Source organism: Rahnella sp. PAMC25617 (assembly GCF_050606005.1).
Lineage (GTDB): Bacteria > Pseudomonadota > Gammaproteobacteria > Enterobacterales > Enterobacteriaceae > Rahnella > Rahnella variigena.
Genome location: NZ_JBOCUM010000007.1, coordinates 25926 through 46137 on the forward strand (window position 1 = coordinate 25926; position 20212 = coordinate 46137).

Below are 20212 nucleotides of genomic sequence, written 5' to 3' on the forward strand. Positions count from 1 at the left end.
TCCGTTTCAGGAGTCACTATGAAAGCGATAAAAACTGCCAGTAAAACGGCTTACTATAAAATGAGCAGCTTTATATTCCTGTATTTTTTCACCTGGTCTTCAAGCTTCGGGCTGTATGCGCTGTGGCTCGGCCAAAAGGCCGGTCTGGACAGCGTCAGTATCGGCACGGTGTTTGCCATCAACGGCGTATTCGCGGTGATCATGAAGCCGGTTTATGGCTACATCATGGACAAAATCGGCATGAGCAAATCCCTGCTCTATTTTGTCGTGCTGGTTTCCGCGCTGATGGCGCCGTTCTTTATTTACATTTACCAGCCCCTGCTGGAAAGCCATCTGATGCTTGGGATTATCGCCGGTGCGCTGTATCTGAGCCTTGGCTGGTACGCCGGTGTGGCGGCTTCTGAATCTTACGCCGACCGCTTCAGTCGCCTGTACCACATGGAATTCGGTCAGGTGCGTATGTGGGGCTCGCTCGGCTGGGCGCTGGCGGCCTCGTTTTCCGGCTTACTGTTTAATCTTTCTCCGGCCTGGAACTTCAGTCTGAGCAGCGCCACGTCGCTGGTGATGTTAGCGGTTCTGCTGTCGCTGAAAATTGGTGATGAAGAACTCAAAAATAACGACGTGATTTCTGCGCAAAAAATCGTGTTCAGCGACGTTATTTTGCTGCTCAAAAACCGCAAATTCTGGATGTTCTCAATGTATGTCGCGGGCGTGGCGTGGATGATGTTTGTCGCTGAACAGCAGTTCTCACGCTATTTCGTCACCTTCTTCGACACCAAAGAGCAAGGCAATGCCTGGTACGGATATCTGAGCACCGTGCAGTCCGGTCTGGAATTCCTGATGATGATGGTGATCCCTTTCCTGGTGAACTATTTCGGTGCCAAGAAAGGCCTGCTGCTGGTGGGCGCAGTAGTGGGAATACGTCTGATCGCTTCCGGACTGACCAGCGATCCGCTGCTTATTTCGATTATCAAACCGTTCTACGGGCTGGAAATCGCCCTGCTGCTGGTATCGGTATTCAAATATATCGCTGAGCATTTCAGCAAACGCGTCAACGCCACCATGTATCTGCTGGGTTATCAGGCAATGATTTATGTTGGCTCAATCGTGGTCGCCCCGCCTGCCGGTTACTTCTATGACCGCATTGGTTTCGAACACACGTATCTGGTGATGGGCGGCATTGCACTGTGCTTCACGCTGATTTCTGCTTTCACGCTATCTGCCTGTCACAGCCTGCGTTCCGGCGCGCCAGCCCCGGCAGAACCTGCCGAAAACAACGGCGAACTCGCGCCGCTGAAATGACCGACTGAAATCCATCCATTGACTCTAAGACACTTATTGCTCTGCAAAAGGGAGACGTTATGACGCTCAACATCACGAAAGAAAAGTTACTGCCCGTTGAACTGAACCAGCTGGACAGAATTGCTTTCGCGCAAAAATTACAACGGGCACGCCAGGTGGTGCTCAGTAAAATTTCCCGCAATCTGGATAAATTTGGCGATAAGTTTCCGGCAGAAACCTGCGAAAACGGCCACTACAAACTGACGGAGAATGTGGAGTGGACCACCAGTTTCTGGACCGGACAACTGTGGCTGGCGTATGAGATGACCGGCGACGACCGTTACCGGTTGGCGGCAGAAAAACAGGTGACGTCATTTGGTAACCGCATCGCTAACCGCATTGATACCGCCACGCACGATCTCGGTTTTCTCTACAGTTTGTCCTGCGTCAGCGCCTTTAAACTGACCGGCAATCGTCAGGCACGCGGATTTGCCCTGCTGGCGGCCGAAGCTCTGATGGAACGCTTCAATAGCAAAGCAAAAATCATTCAGGCATGGGGGGATTTGAAGGATCCGGAACAGGCCGGGCGCATGATTATTGACTGCAATATGAACCTGCCATTGCTCTACTGGGCAAGTGAACAAACCGGCGAACCTCGCTTTGCAGACGCGGCGAGCGCCCATGCGGAGCAGGCTGCGAAATATATTGTGCGCCCGGATGCGTCGACGTATCACACGTATTACATGGATACCGTGACCGGTGAACCGCGTTTCGGCAACACGCATCAGGGTTATGCGGATGATTCATGCTGGTCTCGCGGTCAGGCCTGGGGCATTTACGGATTCCTTCTCAGCTACCGGTATACCGGTGATGAAGAACAGGTCGAGCTGTCACGCTGCCTGGCGCATTATTTCCTGAACCGTCTGCCGGAAGATGATGTGTGTCACTGGGATTTAGCGCTGCTGGGTACCGATGCCGTCCGCGACAGTTCAGCCGCTGCCATTGCGGTGTGCGGCCTGCTGAGTCTGGCAACGGCCCTGCCCGCCACGGACGTCAAACGCGCCTGTTATGAGGAAATGGCGCTTCGCATCATGGATTCACTGACTGAGAATTATCTGACCGGTGAGCAGGAAGATTGTGACGGACTGCTTAAGCATTCTGTGTACCACATGGCAAGCGGTAAAGGCGTGGATGAGTGTTGCAGCTGGGGCGATTATTTTTATGTTGAAGCCCTGACGCGCCTGACGCAGTGCTGGCAATCCTACTGGTAATGACTGTGACGCAGCGCTGACACGCTGCGTCCGCTTTTATTGCCATATTTCATTCGTGAATTGTTTTTAAGCATAAGCAGCATCATCATCTCTCTGCGAAGTGTTGCAGAGTGTTACTGTAACACACCTGTTATTAAGCCTTTCTTCTATGTCCTTACATCCATTAAGAATAATCCGAATTAGTTTCCTTTTTTTGTTCAGTTACAAAGTTAATCCTGACATAAACCAAATTAATCAAAAACCTCCCTGTCCGTGAACAACAAAAAATAACACTTCCAACCGGTCAACTTTCATGCAAAAAGTAGAGTCAGCGCGCATTCTTTGCGCTTTGTGCTGACACCAAAGAATCCAATCATTATGCAGAACAAGGACGTCCTACGAGGACTTACTATGCAAACGATAATCTTGGATCCATGCCGGTATACCCGTCTGGGCTTGCAACAATTACTCACCAGCGAACAGGAAATCAGTTACGCCAGCAGTTTTGACCAGCTTCAGGCCGGATGCGTCAGACTCAAACCCTCTGTGGTGTTTATTAATGAGGATTGCATGTTGTCTCAGTCGCATAACAAAGAGCGGCTGGGTGAACTGATTACTGACTGCCCTGAAACGTTATTTTTTATCTTCATGTCGCGTACGCGTATTCATTTTGAAGAATATATTTTTGTTCGAAAGAACGTGATTATCACCTCGAAATCAATTAAGGCAGCAACGCTCCGTCAGTTACTGAATCATCCCTCACTGCCGCAGGCACAGGATCCGGCCAGTTGTGCGGCGCTGGATATCAGACCGGTGATGCTCAGCCGTTCAGAATCCGCCACGTTAAGAATGTGGATGTCAGGTAACGGAACGATTGAAATATCCGATAAGTTGCAAATCAAAACAAAAACGGTGTCTTCATATAAAGGAAATATTAAGCGGAAAATAAAGTCACCGAATAAACATATTATTTATCACGTTGTTCGTTTGTGTGACCAACTCACCAACGGAATATACGTTAATTAGCCTCTCTCCGGTCCCCGCTACAGGCTGTGTCTTGACGTAGCCTGTAGCGAACGCGATAAATCTGTAAAAATGCGATCTGCGCCACAAATATAAACTGAATACCTCCGCTCAAATGCCGATGAATCTTATTGGCGCTTTCTTTTCGTCACGGCAGGACTTGCCCGCTGGCAATGTCTACATCGCTGTTACTTACCGTCCGGAACCGACGGTATGCAGGATCAACAGAGCGGAATAAAATAATATGGATACTCCTACCCTTTCAGATTCCAGAACGTCTTTCATCAGCAATATTCGACTGATTACCCTGATTAGCCTGATCCTCACCGGGATCCTGTTTCTTTTCGCCATTTCCATCGGTACGTCCAGCTTCTTTCTTAAGCAAAGCAATGCCGCACTCGCGAATGCCACGCAGGAACTGCAAATTCGTCTGGCGCTTTCTAACAGTTCTAACCATCTGCGCACGGCGCGTTTGTTGCTGATCCAGGCCGCTGCTGCTGCCCGTGTCGGCGATCAGGATGTGTTCAATCAGAACCTGACTGACGCCGCCAGCCGGATTAAACAATCGCAGTCTTCTTTTGAGAGCTATATCAATCGCCCGAATAAAACAGAAAAGGATCTGGCGCTCGATGAGCCGCTGAAAAAAGCTTACAACGATTATCTGACCAAAGGCATGGCACCGATGCTGGAATCAGCCAAACAGGCGCATTTTGAAGAAGTCATTTCTCAGGAAGCGGAGACCGTGCGCAACCTCGATCTGGCCAACAACATACCGTTACTGGCTGCCATCGCCTATCGCACCGAAACCGCCAACGCCATTAATGACAAAGCCCAGCGTAACGCCGTTCTCGGTTATACGCTGATGGCGGGCGGCTTCCTGCTGGCGCTGGTACTGACCTTCATCACCTATCTGGTGATGCGCAAAGTGATCATTAATCCGCTTAACCGTCTGGTGACGCGTATTCAGAAAATTTCCGAAGGCGACCTGACTCAACCAGGTCAGAGCAATGGTCGCAATGAAATCGGTGTGCTGAGCAGCAATGTTGAGCAGATGCAGCACTCTCTGGCGTCCACGGTGCTGACCGTGCGTGAAGGTGCCGTGTCGATTTATCAGGGTTCAACGGAAATCGCTTCCGGTAACACCGATCTTTCCTCCCGCACCGAGCAACAGGCCGCTGCGCTGGAAGAAACCGCCGCCAGCATGGAACAACTGACCGCGACCGTGAAACAGAACTCGGAAAATGCCCATCACGCCAGCAAACTGGCCGCTGATGCTTCGCGCAAAGCGCAAAAAGGCGGCAGCATTGTGGAAGATGTGGTGACGACGATGGATAAAATTTCGCGCAGCTCATCCAAAATTGCTGAAATCACCAACGTGATTAACAGTATTGCCTTCCAGACCAATATTCTGGCGCTGAATGCCGCGGTGGAAGCCGCGCGGGCGGGCGAACAGGGCCGTGGCTTTGCCGTTGTCGCCAGCGAAGTGCGCAATCTGGCGCAAAGAAGTGCGCAGGCCGCGAAAGAAATTGAAACGCTGATTGAAGAATCCGTCGATTACGTGGGCGAAGGCTGCATTCTGGTCGGCGACGCAGGCGATACAATGTCTGAAATCGTCACCGCCGTCGGTCACGTTACGGACATCATGGGTGAAATCGCTTCCGCCTCTGACGAGCAAAGCCGCGGGATCAGTCAGGTCAGTCTGGCCGTGTCGGAAATGGACGGCGTCACTCAACAAAACGCCTCACTGGTGCAGGAAGCCTCTGCGGCGGCGGCATCGCTGGAAGAACAGGCTGCGCGTCTGACTCAGGCCGTCGCGGTATTTCGTCTTGAGGGCACCACTCAACGTGCTCCGGCAAAGCGCCAGCCACCGGTTCGCACCCTTTCCGCCCCGGACTCGCGTTCATCCAAACAGGCCAGCGAACAGCCTAACTGGGAAACGTTCTGATCCCGCAACATTGCTTTAAAAGACAGCCTTAGAAACAAAAACACCGGCGGCATTTGCCCCGGTGTTTTTTTATGCCGACAGCCTGTTTGCAGGCGAAGACTATTCGGTGCCTTCGCGCGGTTCGACGAATGTACCGTCCTTGCTGTCACCTTCATTGAAGAACCAGATGCCTGCCGGATAATCTTCCAGCGACACCAGATACATGATGCCTTCATAAAACTCTTCAACGGCTAATACTTTACCCGGACGGCGCGGCCCGCCGTCGGTTTTCACTGTCACAAGATCATTAACTTTCATCAGGTTATCCCATGGTTTTCAATTATGTTTATTGTAGTACAGACCGCCACACAAAAGCAGGTGGCGAGGGGAAAGTTAGCCTGAAAAGCAGAAAATAACCCTGCGGCACTTATTTGCATTTCCTTAACATATTGCGGCCAGAATCCTGACTTTGATATCCACTATACTGACAGCGTGCTCACCCCCGAGGGAGTACAACAATGAATGTCATAAGAAATATTTTTGCCCGCCACTATGCGGGCTTTTTTTTGTTCTTTTGCCAGCACCTTCCGGCAAAGCAGTTATTGCAGAGCAAACTCCGCCTTCTGCATCCGCAAATGACATCCTGACACAGGATCCATAAGCCAGATCGACAAACTACAGACGTAAAAAAACCCGCGCATGCGGGTTTTTGTTATCTTTACGTTTATCGCTGAAACAGCGGTAAAGCAAGATTAGATAGCGGTAACGTTAGCCGCAGACGGACCTTTAGCACCGTTCTCGATAGTGAACTGTACGTTCTGGCCTTCAGCCAGGGTCTTGAAACCTTGATCCTGGATAGCGGAGAAGTGTACGAACACATCTTTGCTGCCGTCAGCAGGAGTGATGAAGCCAAAGCCTTTAGACTCGTTAAACCACTTAACCTGACCTTTCATCATTGACATAGGAATTACCTTTTAAAAATAAATTTCGCCACCATGGGCATGTTATAGCCGGATTTCAGTCGTTACTTATGGAGGCACTAAGAAGGAAATTCGTCAGAGCAGGGTTATCATGGATAACGCTTTAAATTGGAACAACTTTACTCAGGATGTCGTGCATAAATAGGTCTGTACCACAGGCCGGTATGTATTTACTCATGACTGCCCTTTAATAGCAACTCTTTTTAATGCAATGGTGAGGTAAACCCCAAAAATAGTCGAAATACGTACCAGATAGTACAATCATTGAGCAGTTATCAGGCTATTTTTCAACAGGTTGGGAAGTATCGGCTTCAAGAACCGCTCCGCAATGCGCACAAAATTTTGCATCAATTTCATGTCTTGAATGCAGACAAATCTGACAAGAACGCGCCGCACGTCCTTTTTCCAACTCTTGTGACATATAAGCGGTCAAAATCCCGGTAGGAACGGCAATGATGGAATACCCGAGCAGAATAAGCACCGATGCCAGCATTCGCCCCAGCGCGGTATGTGGCGTGATATCACCGTAACCGACCGTGGTGAGCGTGACCACCGCCCAGTAAACTGAGGTTCCCAGTGAACTAAAACCGTCATTCCCCCCTTCTACTGCAAACATCAGTCCGCCAAATAAACACAAGATGATCGCCACAAACCCGAAGAAGATGCCCAGTTTACGTCGCGCGCGCATCAGGCTGCGCCACAAGAGCCCGGCATCACTCATATAGCGCAGCAATTTGAGCACCCGAAGTACCCGCAGGACTCTCAGCAGACGTACCAGCACCATCAGATTCGTTGACAACGTGAGCGACGGTATCAACCAGATGATATACATCGGCAACACAGTACAAAGGTCGACAATCCCGAAAAAGCTCAACGGATAGCGAGTTTTCCGTGGTGAGGAAATCAACCGCAGCAAGTATTCCACCGTAAACACGGCGGTGAACACCACTTCCATCAGGCCAAGCTGTAGCAATATCTTCGGCGAATTGGGGAAGAGATCACTTGCGCTCGACTCAATGAACAAAGAAATGACACTCAGCAGCGAGATAACAATCCAGAAGGTTTCCATCCGGCGACCGCTGCGTGTGCGGTGATCAAATAAAAGGGCATAACATCTGCGTCGTGCTGACGCGAAATAGCGGTAATCCTGAGACATAAACGACACCGGCAAAAGGAGTTAAGGCAAGAATAGACGCTTTTAGACGCCGCGCCTATGGGTGAGAAAGTCCAAAAAAAAGCCGGTCACATATTGTCTTTACAAGACCCGGTGACCGGCATTTTACAGCACGAATGTCGCGTGCTGGATTAATCCAGCACGAATGTCGCGTGCTGGATTAATCCATGAGCTCTGAAACTGCATTACGGACATAAGCCGTAATTTGCGCGACGTCTTCCGCGTCAGCACTGCCACCGCCGATTGACCGCACGGTATTCTCCAGATGGCCGATATCCTGTTCGACTTTCTTCGCAATCTGCACTTTAACAATCGTGTCGACAGAAGAAATAAAAGCCCGCATCACGGCTTTCAGGGCGAAAATCTCACCGAAAGAATCGTACGCAGGTTTGTCCGCAGCGGTTGGTTGCGCTGCACGTGGCGGCAGGTCTTTCAGCCTGTCCACATGTTCAATCATCAGATCCATGTCTCTGATGAGTTCATCAAAACTCTTAGCCACTGGTTTTCCTTCGCCCGGCGAAAGGCAGCAGGATACCACCGCGCTTTCAAGCCGAGAAGTCACAGAAACGTGTAAAGAGTAAATTTCGCCACAATGCGCCTGCCCTGCTGATTTAACACAATATTCAGGACAGACGCATTAGGTCGCTATTTAGCCAATATTGCTAGTCAACGCGTAATAAATGCTCTTCAGCGTGCAACACACGCTATCCAATGCGCAATACACGCGTTTCAATGCGCAATAAAAGTTAACCGGCGTTTTTCAGTGAAGCCATATCAACAACAAAGCGGTATTTCACGTCGCTTTTCAGCATACGTTCGTAAGCGCCGTTGATATCCTGCATGTCGATCATTTCCACATCACAGGAAATGTCATGCTCAGCACAGAAATCCAGCATTTCCTGAGTTTCCGCGATACCGCCGATCAGGGAGCCGGCAACGGTTTTGCGGCCCATGACCAGTTTACCGCTGTGCAGCGCAGGTTCGATTGGCTCGATCAGGCCAACCAGAATATGCGTACCATCACGCTTGAGGGTTTCCAGGTACGGATTCAGGTCGTGCGGATTCGGTACCGTGTCCAGAATAAAGTCGAAGTGATTTTTCACTGCGGCCATTTGTTCTGCGTCGGTAGACAACACTACGTGGTCAGCGCCCAGACGGTAAGCTTCCTGCTCTTTGCCTTTAGAACGGGTGAATAACGTCACATCCGCACCCAGCGCTTTAGCGAATTTCAGGCCCATGTGACCTAAACCCCCTAAACCAACAACCGCGACTTTATGGCCTTTACCCACCTTCCAGTGCTTAAGCGGAGAGTAAGTGGTGATACCGGCACACAGCAGCGGGGCGGCAGATTTGATATCCAGCTTTTCAGAAACGCGCAGTACGAATTTTTCTGAAACAACGATTTCTTCAGAATAACCGCCATAAGTCATCATGTTGTCATGACGATCAAGGCTGTTATAGGTCATGGTAGCGCCTTCTTCACAGTACTGTTCCAGGCTTTCTGCGCAGGACTCACAGTGCTGACAAGAATCGACCATACAACCGACACCGACGGTATCGCCGACGTTGAAGCCTGTTACTTTCGCGCCAACGTGTTTAACGCGACCGATAATTTCATGGCCCGGAACCATCGGATAAATGCTCTGATGCCATTCGTTACGAGCCTGGTGGATGTCTGAGTGACACACGCCACAGTAAAGAATGTCGATCACAACGTCGGTATCACGCGGGTCACGGCGAACAAAGTTATGAGGCGCGAGAGGCGCATCCGCTGAATGTGCAGCGAAACCACGAACGTTAAGCGTCATTTTTTTCTCCTGGTAGGCAAACGGAATACTTCATGCCCGCACGAACTGCAGGCACCAGGAAATTATGCGGGTTTTAGATGACAAACAGATATAACGATTCTCGCTATTGCTTGCCTGAATCTGTTTTTTTCAGGATTTTTTGAAAGGATTGTACAGTGACTAAACAGTGGCGCCCTGCGGGCAAGGCGCCATGTTTTAAGAAAGGATTAAATCAGACCCGCTTCTTTCAGTTCGCTTTTCATATACGCGTAATAGATAGGTGCGGCCACGACGCCGGGGATACCAAACGCGGCTTCAAAGACCAGCATCGCCAGCAGAACCTCCCAGGACTTCGCCTTAATACGGCTGCCGACAATACGCGCATTCAGGAAGTATTCCACCTTGTGAATGATGATCAGATACGCCAGTACCAGCGCGCCGACCCACAATGAAAGGGAAAGACCGACGATGAAAATCAGCGTGTTAGAAATAAGATTACCGATCACCGGTAGCAATCCGCACACGAACGTTACCACCACCAGCGTTTTTGCCAGCGGCAGGTGAATGCCGAACAGCGGTAAAATCCCGAACAGAAAAATACCGGACAAAACGGTGTTGATCAGCGAAATCTGGAACTGAGCAAACACAATATTGCGGAAGGCTTCACCCAGCAAACGCATCCGCTGCAACAGTTCCTTTTTCAGCGGCGCGTGATGTTCACCGTGATTCGGTTGCTGAAGCGAAATAATCGCGCCGAGGATCATGCCGATAATCATCGTCAGAAACACATGTGCCGCGTTCTTGCCGAAAGCCTGAATCATCACAATATGCTCGCGTAACCATTGCAGGAAACTGCGCTGTAACTCTTCAATATTGGCGGGCAGATAATGCAGCAATACCGGCGACAGACGGCTCTGTGCGTCGGAAAGCAAACGCGACACCATGGCATTAAAGGCCACCGGATTTTTCATATCTTCCATCAGAAAATCGGCAATACCGGCAATCGCCACCGTCAGGAAACTGACGACCAGCGTACCGATAACCGCGACCACAACCCAGCGGGCACGTTCTCCGCTGATGATTTTCTGAAAGTACGGCGTCAGGGCGTTGATGAGTTCAAACACTAAAAAACCGGCAATAAAACATGCCAGTAAATGAAGAGGAAGAATCAGTAACAGCCCGCCCATCACAATCAACACACTGAGCCAGCGAATTTGATTCGATCTCATAATCTGCATTACCTGTTTCCTTAAAATCTCTGTGTAGCGGGCTGCGCCCTGCAATCATCCTTATCATAGCACTGAACAATACACCGCCCTTCTACGCAAGCGTAAACCCGCAAGAAAATTTTGACAGTCACGCTGGGTTCTCTATGATCGGAGGGTATTAATAGATAAAGAAAATCCTACATTCTGGTGAATAACAATGTCTGAACTCATCCGCGAAAAGCTCACACTCCCTGAAGGACACGATAAATTGCTGCTGCACTCCTGCTGTGCGCCCTGTTCAGGTGAAGTGATGGAGGCCATTCAGGCGTCGGGTATCGATTATACAATCTATTTCTACAACCCGAATATTCACCCGCAGAAAGAATATATGCTGCGCAAAGAAGAAAATATGCGTTTCGCTGAGCAGCATGGCATTCCCTTTATTGATGCAGATTACGACACTGATAATTGGTTTGAGCGCGCTAAAGGAATGGAAAATGCACCTGAGCGCGGCGAGCGTTGCACCATGTGTTTTGATATGCGCTTTGAACGCACGGCGCTTTATGCCTGGGAAAATGGTTTCAGTGCCATTACCAGTTGTCTGGGTATTTCGCGCTGGAAAGATATGAAACAAATTACCGGCTGCGGCGAACGTGCAGCCGCGCCTTATCCGGGCATGGTGTACTGGGATTATAACTGGCGTAAAAAAGGCGGTTCAGCGCGAATGATTGAAATCAGCAAGCGCGAGCGTTTTTATCAGCAGGAATACTGCGGATGCGTTTATTCCTTACGTGACAGCAACTTACATCGCAAATCGCAGGGGCGCGGACTGATCAAACTCGGCGTGAAATATTACGGCGACGAGGACGACGAATAACCGCTTTTCTCTTTCCTCTCTGCCCTGCAAACCCGGCCTGAGCGCCGGGTTTATTATTCTGCTATTTCCCCCCTCACCTGTCAGATACACCAGATAAAAATCTGCGGTCAGTTATTTATATTGCAGGATTAATTCACTGCATTATTTAACCATTCCCCTGTGAGATTTTTCGCTATTTTTTCCATCTTGCGTTCAGTCATCACGCTTGTTACTTTCCGCTTCACGCATTTTTTATGCGAATTAGATCTATGTAATTACACAGTGTTATTACCGGTGTATTCACCAGGCAGAGAACCATCAAAAATATAAAACAAACACAACAACATTGAGGGACACACCATGTGGGTTTTAATTGGTATTCCGATCGTCGTGCTGGGATTCGCACTGCGGTTTAATCCATTATTAGTGGTCACCGTCGCCGGTATTTCAACCGGGCTGGCGGGCGGTATGCACACCGTTGAGATCATCAGCGCTTTCGGCAAAGCCTTTACCGATAACCGTTATATGGGCCTGATCTGGCTGACGCTTCCGGTGATTGCCATTCTTGAGCGCAGCGGCCTCAAGGAACAGGCGCGGCATCTGATTTCGAAAGTCCACGCTGCCACCACCGGCCGTGTGCTGATGTTGTATTTCTTCCTGCGCCAGATGACTGCTGCGCTGGGGCTCAATTCTCTGGGCGGCCACGCGCAGATGGTTCGCCCGCTGATTGCACCGATGGCAGAAGCGGCGGCAACCACCAAATACGGTGATTTACCCAATGATGTGCGCCAGAAAATCCGTGCTCACGCCGCGGCGGCGGATAACGTTGCGGTATTTTTCGGTGAGGATATCTTTATCGCCGTGCAATCCATCCTGCTGATCAAAGGTTTTCTCGAGCAATACGGCATTAACGTCGAGCCGCTGCATCTTTCGGTCTGGGCAATCCCGACGGCTATCGCTGCGCTGATTATCCACTTTATTCGTTTGTGGCTGCTTGACCGCTCGCTGGCAAAACGTTTTGACGTTCATCACGGGAGCGCAGCGAAATGATCAGCTTACAAACCGTTTATATCCTCGCAGGACTGATGTTTTGCGCTTACGCCTTCTTTAACCTGCGCGATAAAAGCAACGCGCGCCGTTATGTAAACGCGCTGTTCTGGGGCATTTACGGCATTACCTTCCTGTTTGGCGGCGAGTTACCGCATTTCGTCACCGGTTGCATGGCGATATTACTGGCCATTATTGCCGGTACCGGAAAACTCGGGAAAGGCAAAACCGATAACGATCAGCCGGAAATGGTGGAAAAACGTGAAGCCGGTGCGAAGCGTTTTGGCAATAAACTGTTCATTCCTGCCCTGCTGATCCCGATTGTGACCCTGATTGGCACCCTGACACTGAAATACACCCCGCTGGTGGAAGCCAAAAACGTTACGCTGATTTCACTGGTGATCGGCACGCTGGTGGCATTTATTGCCGCGCTGGTGATGCTGCGCGATTCGCCGGTTAAGGCGATAAAAGCGGGCGGTCAGACGATGGATACCGTGGGCTGGGCGGCCATTTTGCCGCAAATGCTGGCCGCACTCGGCGCGCTGTTTGCGCTGGCGGGCGTCGGCGGCGTGGTGTCTGAACTGGTCAAAAACATTATTCCACTGGGATCTCCGCTGGCGATTGTTATCGCTTATACCTTCGGCATGGCGCTGTTCACCATGATTATGGGCAACGGTTTCGCCGCATTCCCTGTGATGACAGCGGGTATCGGCTTGCCGCTCATCGTGAATCAGCTGGGCGGAAATCCCGCGATTATGGGCGCTATCGGGATGTTGTCCGGTTTTTGCGGAACACTGATGACGCCAATGGCTGCGAATTTCAACATCGTTCCGGCGGCGTTACTTGAATTGCAGGATAAAAATGGCGTGATCAAAGCACAGTGGAAAACCGGCGTATTGCTGTTGCTGGTCAACACCGCCTTTATGTATCTCTTTGTGTTCCGTTTCTGATAAGGGAAAAGATGACAACGCAACCGACAATTACTCTGACGCCAGAAATGGCGTCCCGTTTTGCCTCGCTGGCGCTGAATCATTTAACGCGCGAGTATCCTAATAAAATCATGCACGCCATGAGCAGCGCCGCGGATGCGCAGACCCCACGCCAGCTGCATCCGATTTTTTACGGCAGCTACGACTGGCATTCCTGCGTTCATGGTTACTGGCTGTTATTACGTTTGCTGGATCGCTTTCCTGACCTGCCGGAAGCCGGAAAAATCATCAGCGTGGTGACGGAGCATTTTACCGCCGAAAACGTCTCGGGTGAGATGGCGTATCTGCAACAGCCGCAACATAACGGATTTGAGCGGCCTTATGGCTGGGCGTGGTTTCTGGCGCTGACTCAGCAGTTGCATGAAATGACATTGCCGCAGGCTGCAGGATGGGCCAAAACGCTGGCACCGATGAGTCGCTTCTTTGAGAAAAGCTTCACTGACTTCCTGCCTAAAGCCACGTATCCGCTGCGCGTCGGCAGTCACTTTAATACCGCCTTTGCTCTGGCATTGACGCTCGATTATGCGCGCAGCGTTAAACATACTTCGCTGGCATCAACCATCGAAGAAACGGCACTGCGCTGGCATCTGGAAGATGTTCATTGTCAGGCGTGGGAACCGGGTGGTGATGAATTCCTTTCCCCTTCCCTGATGGAAGCCGAACTGATGCGCCGCGTGTTACCTCGCGACGTCTTTGTCACCTGGTTCGGGCGTTTCCTGCCGGAACTGGCACACAGCCAGCCGGCGACGCTGTTCACACCGGCGACCGTGACTGACCGCCATGATGGCAAAATCGGCCATCTCGACGGACTCAATCTCAGCCGCGCCTGGTGTCAGCGTTCGCTGGCGTCGGCATTACCTGCCGGTGATCCGCGTGCTGCACTGTTGCGCCAGACCGCCGAAGCCCATTTGCACAGCGCGTTGGATCACCTCGACAGCACCTATATGGGCGAACACTGGCTGGCGACTTTCGCGCTGTTAGCCCTCGAAGCCTGACTGTCCTTTCCTCCGTTCAGCGCACAATACCGCGAGCTGAACGGAGGAAAAATTCATTGAAGTGGCACAGCAACGGATATTCAACACTCAGACGCCCGATCTCCAGTCTCACTTTTTCGACCGCCGCCTGCTGGTGATAAAGCAGGTCATACAGATAATGGATCACCTCGCGCACAGCGGGTTCTGCCTGCCTGAATGCTCCGGCCTGTTCATTAATCCCCTGCGGCGACGCGCGGTTTCCGCCCGCCTGAACATAAGGCGGCACATCCTGCACAACGCAGGATCCGGCCAGCAAGCGGACTCCCGTACCAATAATGCAAAACTGATGCACCGCGCACATAGCTTCAATGCAGGTGTCATCTCCCAGCACAACGTGTCCGGCCAGTCCGCTGTTCTCGCCCATAAACGTGGCATTCCCTACCAGACAGTCATGGCCGATATGCACACCGCGCTCGAAAGTATTGTCATCACCGATACGGGTCAGTCCCCCGCCCTGTGCGGTTCCCCGATGCAATGTTGCGTGGCGGCCGATCCTGTTGCGGTTGCCGATTTCAAGCCCGGCAGCTTCTCCGGCATATTTCAGATCCTGACTGATTTCGCCAATCGAAGAGCCCATGCCGATCTGGTTATCTGACCCGATTTTCGTATTGCCGTTGATGACCGTATGCGAAGAAATAATTGTTCCTTCACCAATTTGCACACCGGCGGAAATAATACAAAAAGGCCCGATAACCACCCGCGGGCCGATAATGACACCAGATTCAATGATACTGCTGGCCGCGATGGTGGCCGAAGATGAAATCAACACAAACGTCCTTCTGACAGCCGGTAAGCCGCCAGTGGTGAATTAAACGTGTCAGGAGTAATCAGAGAAGGTCAAAATGAGCGGAAGGAACGCACTCAGAAAGGCTTAAACGAAACGGTTTAGATTAAACAACGCTCCGCTATACCGCACAGGATAAGGGTTTCGGAGGGGAAAACAGGTGAACTATATTTTATTTATTTTCTGAACCTTTTCTAAAAACCCATCACGTAAAACATTTATGACACTCCCGTTAAGGCTTTCTTAAGCTTGAATTAATATGATTCCTGCCATCCATTCCTGCACGTTATGTTTGCCTCGCATTACGTTGGCTTTTTCACCCCTTTTGGGAGTTTGCATTGCGCTACTTATTGCCAAAAATCAGCTATTTCAAGCTGACCTTGCTCTTAACGCTGTACTTCACTTTTGTGGTTAACTTGCCGATTCTGCTGCATTTTTATCGCATTCTCCATGCGTTGCCCGCTTATAACCTGGCTTTTGCCCTGAGCATTCCTGTCGCACTGTTTGCTGCGCTGAACTTTGTGTTCACCCCTTTTAGCGTCCGGCCGTTGCTTAAGCCCTTCTTCATCATTGTGCTGCCGGTCAGCGCCCTCGCCAGTTTTGCGATGATGACCTTTCAGGTCGTATTTGACCGAAGCATGATTGAAAACATTATCGAGACGCAATCGTCTGAGGCGACGTCGTATCTCAATCTGAAGGTGGTGCTGTGGTTTGTGTTTACCGGCATCCTGCCCGCTATTCTGTTATTCGTAACGCCGGTAAGCTATGAAAAGACCCGCCTGCGCCGTCTCGGTGTGCGTCTGCTGTCGATGGTGATTTCACTGATGGTAGTGGCGTCAATCGCCGGTGTTTTCTATAAAGATTATGCGTCTGTGGGGCGTAACAACCGCACGCTCAATCTGGAAATCGTCCCGACTAACTATCTGTACAGCGCTTTCCAGTACATGAATCACCGTTATTTCACGCCGAAAATGCCGTTCCAGACGATTGGCAACGATGCAAAACTGGTGCAGCAAACAGGCCAGAAACCGAATCTGGTCTTCCTGGTCGTGGGTGAAACCGCGCGGGCGCAAAACCAGTCGTGGAATGGTTATGGCAAACCGACTAACCAGTACACGCAGGCCATTGCGGATGTGGTGAGTTTCAGCAAAATGACGTCATGCGGCACGGCGACGGCGATTTCCGTGCCGTGTATGTTCTCGAATATGAAACGCACCAGCTACGACGCTAACCGCGCCCGAAACAGCGAAGGCTTGCTGGATATCTTGCATAAAGCTGGCGTTTCCGTTTTCTGGAAAGATAACGACGAAGGCTGTAAAGGTGTCTGTGACCGCGTGCCAAACGTCATTATCCCGACTAAAAATGACGGCAAATATTGCGACGGCGACACCTGCTACGACATGGCGCTGATGCAAAATATCGATGAGGATATTAAAAACGACGGAAAAAACACCCTGATTGCCCTGCACCTGATTGGCAGTCACGGGCCGACGTATTCCAGACGTTATCCGCCGGAATTCCGCAAGTTCACACCTGACTGTCCGCGCAGCGACATTGAAAACTGTACGCAGGAACAGCTGGTGAATACCTACGATAACACCCTGCTCTACACCGATTATCTGGTGTCACAGGTCATTGAAAAAGCGAAGCAGTATCAGGACAAATACAATGTGGCGGTGATTTACCTTTCTGATCACGGTGAATCGCTGGGCGAAAACGGTCTGTATCTGCACGGCACGCCTTACAGCGTGGCACCTGCGCAGCAGACACATGTTCCGATGCTGTTCTGGCTTTCCGATAATTATGCGAAAGCGCAGGGAATCGACATGCAATGCCTGAAAGACAATGCGGCGGACAAAGAGGTCTCACAGGACAATCTGTTCCACACCGTGCTCAGCGCGATGAATGTACAGACGTCAGAACGTGACCCTCAGCTCGATATTCTTGCCGCCTGTAAAGCCTCCCGCTGACCGGGACAGCGTTATGAAACGGTTTGCTGCCGGATTTCACGGCAGCAAACTGCACTCCTGCAGAATACTTTTCGCCAGCGCACTGACCGTTTGATCATAGCGCTGCGTTTCATCATCCAGCACCATATACAGCGACGTTTGCCTGACGGTTCTGGCTGACAACATCAGGCGGCTGAGCAATCCGTTTTTCAGCGCGTTATCCACGCTTTCCAGCGGCAGCCAGCCGTAACCAACGCCCACCGTAATTGCTTCAAGCGCCGCACCGACCGTGGTGAATGTCCACTGTGCCACCGTGCCTGCCGGATGTTTATCTTCCGGCGGCGCGTGACGGTCAGCGACGCTGATCAGCGGGAAACGCGCCAGATCCTGAGCGGTCAGCGGAGCAGGCAAAGACAACAGCGGATGATCGCTTTTCGCCACCGGAACAAAGTCCACATCCAGCAGAAAACGTCCATGGATTGCGTTTTCAGGCGCGAGCGTGGTGATGTACAAATCGGCCGATTGTTCACTGAGTTGTGCAAGGCTTTCCCCGCGTAAAATCTCAGTCAGATGCACCCGTGTATCCGGGAATTGCGACTGAAAGTGTTTAAGTGCGCGGAACAGTCTGTTTTTGGGAAACACGCTGTCGACCACCAGACTCAGCTCTGTGCGCACGCCGTCTTTCAGCCCGGCAGCCCGATGTTCAAGCTGTAAAAATGCCGATATCAGCGGTGTTGCCTGCGCCAGTAAAGCGCGCCCCTGTTCGGTCAGCGTCGCCTTTCTGCCGTTAATTTCCAGCAAGGGTAAACCGATGCGTTCCTGTAACCCGCTCAGGGCATAACTGACCGAGGACTGACTGCGGTTGAGCACCGTTGCCGCCTGCGCGTAACTGCCCTGTTCAATCACCGTTTGTAACACCACCCATTGCTCCAGAGTGGTTCTTGGCAACGCCATATCGTCATCCTGTCAGAATAAAACACATCTATATTTTAGATGATTTTCATCTGAAATCAGCGTTTTTTTATCAGTTTTTTAAGATGTAATATTCTTCTCAACGAAACGAAATGTTTCATTCCAATACTGAGTTAAGGAGAATTACCATGAGCACATTTGATAAACATGACCTGAGTGGTTTCGTTGGCAAACATGTGGTTTATACCTACGACAACGGCTGGAATTATGAAATCTACGTCAAAAACGCGCAGACTCTGGATTACCGTATTCACAGCGGGCTGGTCGGCAACCGTTGGGTGAAAGATCAGAAAGCGTATATCGTGCGGGTAGCATCTGATGTGTACAAAATTTCCTGGACTGAACCGACCGGGACTGACGTCAGCCTGATTGTGAATCTGGGCGATAACGTGTTCCACGGCACCATTTTCTTCCCACGCTGGGTGATGAATAATCCGGAAAAAACCGTCTGCTTCCAGAACGACCACATTCCGCTGATGAATTCTTATCGTGATGCGGGACCGGCGTATCCGACTGAAGTGATCGATGAATTCGCGACCATCACCTTCGTGCGTGATTGCGGTGCGGATAATGACACTGTGATCGACTGCGCAGCGAGCGAACTGCCAGCCAACTTCCCGGATAATCTGCGTTAATCACGCAGTTCTGCAATACCAATAAAAAACCGCAGCCCGTTCATTCAGGCTGCGGTTTTTCATTATTGAAACGGAAAACAATGGAAATCAGCGTGACAGCGTTTTCAGCAATGCCGCGTTAAATTTTTCCGGCTCTTCCATCTGCGGAGCATGGCCGAGGCCTTTAAATTCGATCAGTTTCGCATGAGGGATCAGTTTCGCGACCTGTTTGCCCAGCACGTTGTAATGACCGATTTTGGCTTTTACCGCAGGCGGCGCGATGTCGCTGCCAATCGCTGTGGTATCGGCAGTGCCGATCATCAGCGTGGTCGGCACGCGCAGGTTTTTGAATTCGTAAAAGACCGGTTGCGTGAAAATCATGTCGTAAATCAGCGCTGAGTTCCAGGCCACCAGTTTATGCCCCGGCCCGTTATTCAGCCCTGCCAGCATATCGACCCAGCGGTCGTATTCCGGTTTCCACTTATTCACGTAATAGGTTTTGAGTTCATACTGTTTAATGCTGTCCGCCGAGGTTTTCAGCTCACGGTCGTACCACTGATCCACGGTACGATAAGGCACGCCCTTGGCTTTCCAGTCTTCCAGACCAATCGGGTTCACCAGCACCAGTTTCGATACTTCCGGTGCAAACATCAGGCTGTATCGCGTCGCCAGCATACCGCCGGTAGAATGCCCGACAATCACGGCTTTGGTTATTTTCAGGCTTTTCAGCAACTCATGGGTATTGGTCGCCAGTTGCTGAAAACTGTACTGGTAATGGGAGGGTTTGGTCGATGAACAGAACCCGACCTGATCGGGCGCGATCACCCGATAACCTTTACTCACCAGCGCCGAAATGGTGTCGCCCCAGGTCGCGGCACAAAAATTCTTACCGTGCATCAGCACGACAGTCTGACCATTTTTATGCCCGGTGGCCGGTACGTCCAGATAGCCCATTTGCAACGGGGCTCCCTGGGAATTAAAAGAGAATTGTTTCAGCGGAAAAGGATAGTCAAAACCCTGTAGTTGCGGCCCGTAGCTCGGTGCATCAGCAGCAAACGCTGAGCCGGAAAAGACTGCACCTGAAAAGGAGAGAGACAACACAGCGGCAGAAAGAAGCACTTTAAAACGGGGAAGCATCGGATAGTCCTGGTGTCGGTGACGGACAGACGGCATAAAGTCTTATGCTACAAACTTTATGCCGCCAGGAGAACCCGATAACACTCAAACCGCACAAACTGACGCAGACTTGAGATCCAGCTCAAACGGTAAATCAGACCGCCCGGTTCACTGGAATAACGGCACCGCAGTGCTTCAGCCGGGATAACACGCTGACCCTATTT

Annotated in this window: 19 protein-coding genes; 10 read left to right on the forward strand and 9 right to left on the reverse strand. The window is 50.9% G+C overall.

Features of this window, described 5'->3' with window-relative positions; all coding sequences use genetic code 11:
* The first annotated feature begins 18 nt into the window (after positions 1-18).
* From ACM615_RS11045 to ACM615_RS11060, 4 genes are all read left to right on the forward strand, one after another.
* Positions 19-1302, forward strand: a complete 1284-nt coding sequence (locus tag ACM615_RS11045; RefSeq protein ID WP_129638751.1) for an oligosaccharide MFS transporter — start codon at positions 19-21, stop codon at positions 1300-1302.
* A gap of 59 nt (positions 1303-1361) precedes the next feature.
* The gene (locus ACM615_RS11050; protein ID WP_129638750.1) at positions 1362-2552 is read left to right on the forward strand and encodes a glycoside hydrolase family 88 protein; all 1191 of its coding nucleotides are present in this window, start codon (positions 1362-1364) and stop codon (positions 2550-2552) included.
* 390 nt (positions 2553-2942) lie between these two features.
* The gene (rcsA, locus tag ACM615_RS11055; protein WP_112289265.1) at positions 2943-3557 is read left to right on the forward strand and encodes a transcriptional regulator RcsA; all 615 of its coding nucleotides are present in this window, start codon (positions 2943-2945) and stop codon (positions 3555-3557) included.
* A 241-nt stretch (positions 3558-3798) separates the two neighbouring features.
* The gene (locus ACM615_RS11060) at positions 3799-5499 is read left to right on the forward strand and encodes a methyl-accepting chemotaxis protein (RefSeq protein WP_129638749.1); all 1701 of its coding nucleotides are present in this window, start codon (positions 3799-3801) and stop codon (positions 5497-5499) included.
* A 99-nt stretch (positions 5500-5598) separates the two neighbouring features.
* On the opposite strand, the gene dsrB is transcribed toward ACM615_RS11060, so the two are convergent.
* The 6 genes from dsrB to ACM615_RS11090 form a co-directional block, all read right to left on the reverse strand.
* Positions 5599-5796: a protein DsrB gene (gene dsrB, locus ACM615_RS11065; RefSeq protein ID WP_112289263.1), complete on the reverse strand. Its 198-nt coding sequence runs from the start codon at positions 5794-5796 to the stop codon at positions 5599-5601.
* 434 nt (positions 5797-6230) lie between these two features.
* Positions 6231-6440, reverse strand: a complete 210-nt coding sequence (gene cspE / locus ACM615_RS11070; protein WP_013575246.1) for a transcription antiterminator/RNA stability regulator CspE — start codon at positions 6438-6440, stop codon at positions 6231-6233.
* A 298-nt stretch (positions 6441-6738) separates the two neighbouring features.
* A complete protein-coding gene (locus tag ACM615_RS11075) occupies positions 6739-7614 on the reverse strand; it encodes an ion transporter (protein WP_129638748.1) in 876 nt (291 codons plus the stop codon).
* Between the two features lie 178 nt (positions 7615-7792).
* Complete coding sequence (locus tag ACM615_RS11080; protein ID WP_112289261.1) at positions 7793-8131, reverse strand: hypothetical protein; 339 nt, start codon at positions 8129-8131, stop codon at positions 7793-7795.
* A gap of 247 nt (positions 8132-8378) precedes the next feature.
* Entirely contained in the window at positions 8379-9440 is a 1062-nt protein-coding gene (locus ACM615_RS11085) for an NAD(P)-dependent alcohol dehydrogenase (RefSeq protein WP_129638747.1), read from the reverse strand.
* Positions 9441-9646: 206 nt separating this feature from the next.
* A complete protein-coding gene (locus ACM615_RS11090; protein WP_112289259.1) occupies positions 9647-10657 on the reverse strand; it encodes an AI-2E family transporter in 1011 nt (336 codons plus the stop codon).
* 187 nt (positions 10658-10844) lie between these two features.
* Between ACM615_RS11090 and ACM615_RS11095 the strand changes: the two genes are divergently transcribed.
* The 4 genes from ACM615_RS11095 to ACM615_RS11110 all read left to right on the forward strand — a co-directional run bounded on the left by ACM615_RS11095 (position 10845) and on the right by ACM615_RS11110 (position 14514).
* Positions 10845-11504, forward strand: coding sequence for an epoxyqueuosine reductase QueH (locus tag ACM615_RS11095; RefSeq protein ID WP_120163425.1), 660 nt, complete (start codon positions 10845-10847; stop codon positions 11502-11504).
* 339 nt (positions 11505-11843) lie between these two features.
* The gene (locus ACM615_RS11100) at positions 11844-12533 is read left to right on the forward strand and encodes a DUF969 domain-containing protein (RefSeq protein WP_112289257.1); all 690 of its coding nucleotides are present in this window, start codon (positions 11844-11846) and stop codon (positions 12531-12533) included.
* The gene (locus ACM615_RS11105; protein WP_129638746.1) at positions 12530-13480 is read left to right on the forward strand and encodes a DUF979 domain-containing protein; all 951 of its coding nucleotides are present in this window, start codon (positions 12530-12532) and stop codon (positions 13478-13480) included. Before ACM615_RS11100 ends, ACM615_RS11105 begins: the two co-directional genes overlap by 4 nt.
* Positions 13481-13491: 11 nt before the next feature.
* On the forward strand, positions 13492-14514 hold the full coding sequence (locus tag ACM615_RS11110; RefSeq protein ID WP_129638745.1) for a DUF2891 domain-containing protein: 1023 nt from the start codon (positions 13492-13494) through the stop codon (positions 14512-14514).
* 16 nt (positions 14515-14530) lie between these two features.
* Here ACM615_RS11110 and lpxA read toward each other — a convergent pair whose 3' ends face one another.
* The gene (lpxA, locus tag ACM615_RS11115) at positions 14531-15319 is read right to left on the reverse strand and encodes an acyl-ACP--UDP-N-acetylglucosamine O-acyltransferase (RefSeq protein ID WP_240783345.1); all 789 of its coding nucleotides are present in this window, start codon (positions 15317-15319) and stop codon (positions 14531-14533) included.
* A gap of 356 nt (positions 15320-15675) precedes the next feature.
* Between lpxA and ACM615_RS11120 the strand changes: the two genes are divergently transcribed.
* Positions 15676-17307 (forward strand): phosphoethanolamine transferase, encoded by a 1632-nt coding sequence (locus ACM615_RS11120; protein WP_129638743.1) that lies wholly within the window; start codon positions 15676-15678, stop codon positions 17305-17307.
* A gap of 36 nt (positions 17308-17343) precedes the next feature.
* Here ACM615_RS11120 and ACM615_RS11125 read toward each other — a convergent pair whose 3' ends face one another.
* Positions 17344-18240, reverse strand: coding sequence for a LysR family transcriptional regulator (locus ACM615_RS11125; RefSeq protein WP_129638742.1), 897 nt, complete (start codon positions 18238-18240; stop codon positions 17344-17346).
* Positions 18241-18386: 146 nt separating this feature from the next.
* Between ACM615_RS11125 and ACM615_RS11130 the strand changes: the two genes are divergently transcribed.
* Positions 18387-18893 carry a phenolic acid decarboxylase gene (locus tag ACM615_RS11130; RefSeq protein WP_112289251.1) on the forward strand — a complete coding sequence of 169 codons (507 nt, stop codon included), beginning with the start codon at positions 18387-18389 and terminating at the stop codon, positions 18891-18893.
* An 87-nt stretch (positions 18894-18980) separates the two neighbouring features.
* On the opposite strand, the gene ACM615_RS11135 is transcribed toward ACM615_RS11130, so the two are convergent.
* Positions 18981-20009: an alpha/beta fold hydrolase gene (locus tag ACM615_RS11135; protein WP_129638741.1), complete on the reverse strand. Its 1029-nt coding sequence runs from the start codon at positions 20007-20009 to the stop codon at positions 18981-18983.
* Positions 20010-20212 lie beyond the last annotated feature (203 nt).

Excerpts from the sequence above, each read along its gene's own strand:
- ACM615_RS11130 (WP_112289251.1), top strand. The coding sequence starts at position 18,387 with ATGAGCACATTTGATAAACATGACCTGAGTGGTTTCGTTGGCAAACAT.
- rcsA (WP_112289265.1), top strand. The coding sequence starts at position 2,943 with ATGCAAACGATAATCTTGGATCCATGCCGGTATACCCGTCTGGGCTTG.
- dsrB (WP_112289263.1), bottom strand. The coding sequence starts at position 5,796 with ATGAAAGTTAATGATCTTGTGACAGTGAAAACCGACGGCGGGCCGCGC.
- ACM615_RS11090 (WP_112289259.1), bottom strand. The coding sequence starts at position 10,657 with ATGCAGATTATGAGATCGAATCAAATTCGCTGGCTCAGTGTGTTGATT.
- ACM615_RS11100 (WP_112289257.1), top strand. The coding sequence starts at position 11,844 with ATGTGGGTTTTAATTGGTATTCCGATCGTCGTGCTGGGATTCGCACTG.
- ACM615_RS11060 (WP_129638749.1), top strand. The coding sequence starts at position 3,799 with ATGGATACTCCTACCCTTTCAGATTCCAGAACGTCTTTCATCAGCAAT.
- cspE (WP_013575246.1), bottom strand. The coding sequence starts at position 6,440 with ATGTCAATGATGAAAGGTCAGGTTAAGTGGTTTAACGAGTCTAAAGGC.
- ACM615_RS11045 (WP_129638751.1), top strand. The coding sequence starts at position 19 with ATGAAAGCGATAAAAACTGCCAGTAAAACGGCTTACTATAAAATGAGC.
- ACM615_RS11085 (WP_129638747.1), bottom strand. The coding sequence starts at position 9,440 with ATGACGCTTAACGTTCGTGGTTTCGCTGCACATTCAGCGGATGCGCCT.
- ACM615_RS11075 (WP_129638748.1), bottom strand. The coding sequence starts at position 7,614 with ATGTCTCAGGATTACCGCTATTTCGCGTCAGCACGACGCAGATGTTAT.
- ACM615_RS11125 (WP_129638742.1), bottom strand. The coding sequence starts at position 18,240 with ATGGCGTTGCCAAGAACCACTCTGGAGCAATGGGTGGTGTTACAAACG.
- ACM615_RS11095 (WP_120163425.1), top strand. The coding sequence starts at position 10,845 with ATGTCTGAACTCATCCGCGAAAAGCTCACACTCCCTGAAGGACACGAT.
- ACM615_RS11050 (WP_129638750.1), top strand. The coding sequence starts at position 1,362 with ATGACGCTCAACATCACGAAAGAAAAGTTACTGCCCGTTGAACTGAAC.
- ACM615_RS11110 (WP_129638745.1), top strand. The coding sequence starts at position 13,492 with ATGACAACGCAACCGACAATTACTCTGACGCCAGAAATGGCGTCCCGT.
- ACM615_RS11135 (WP_129638741.1), bottom strand. The coding sequence starts at position 20,009 with ATGCTTCCCCGTTTTAAAGTGCTTCTTTCTGCCGCTGTGTTGTCTCTC.
- ACM615_RS11105 (WP_129638746.1), top strand. The coding sequence starts at position 12,530 with ATGATCAGCTTACAAACCGTTTATATCCTCGCAGGACTGATGTTTTGC.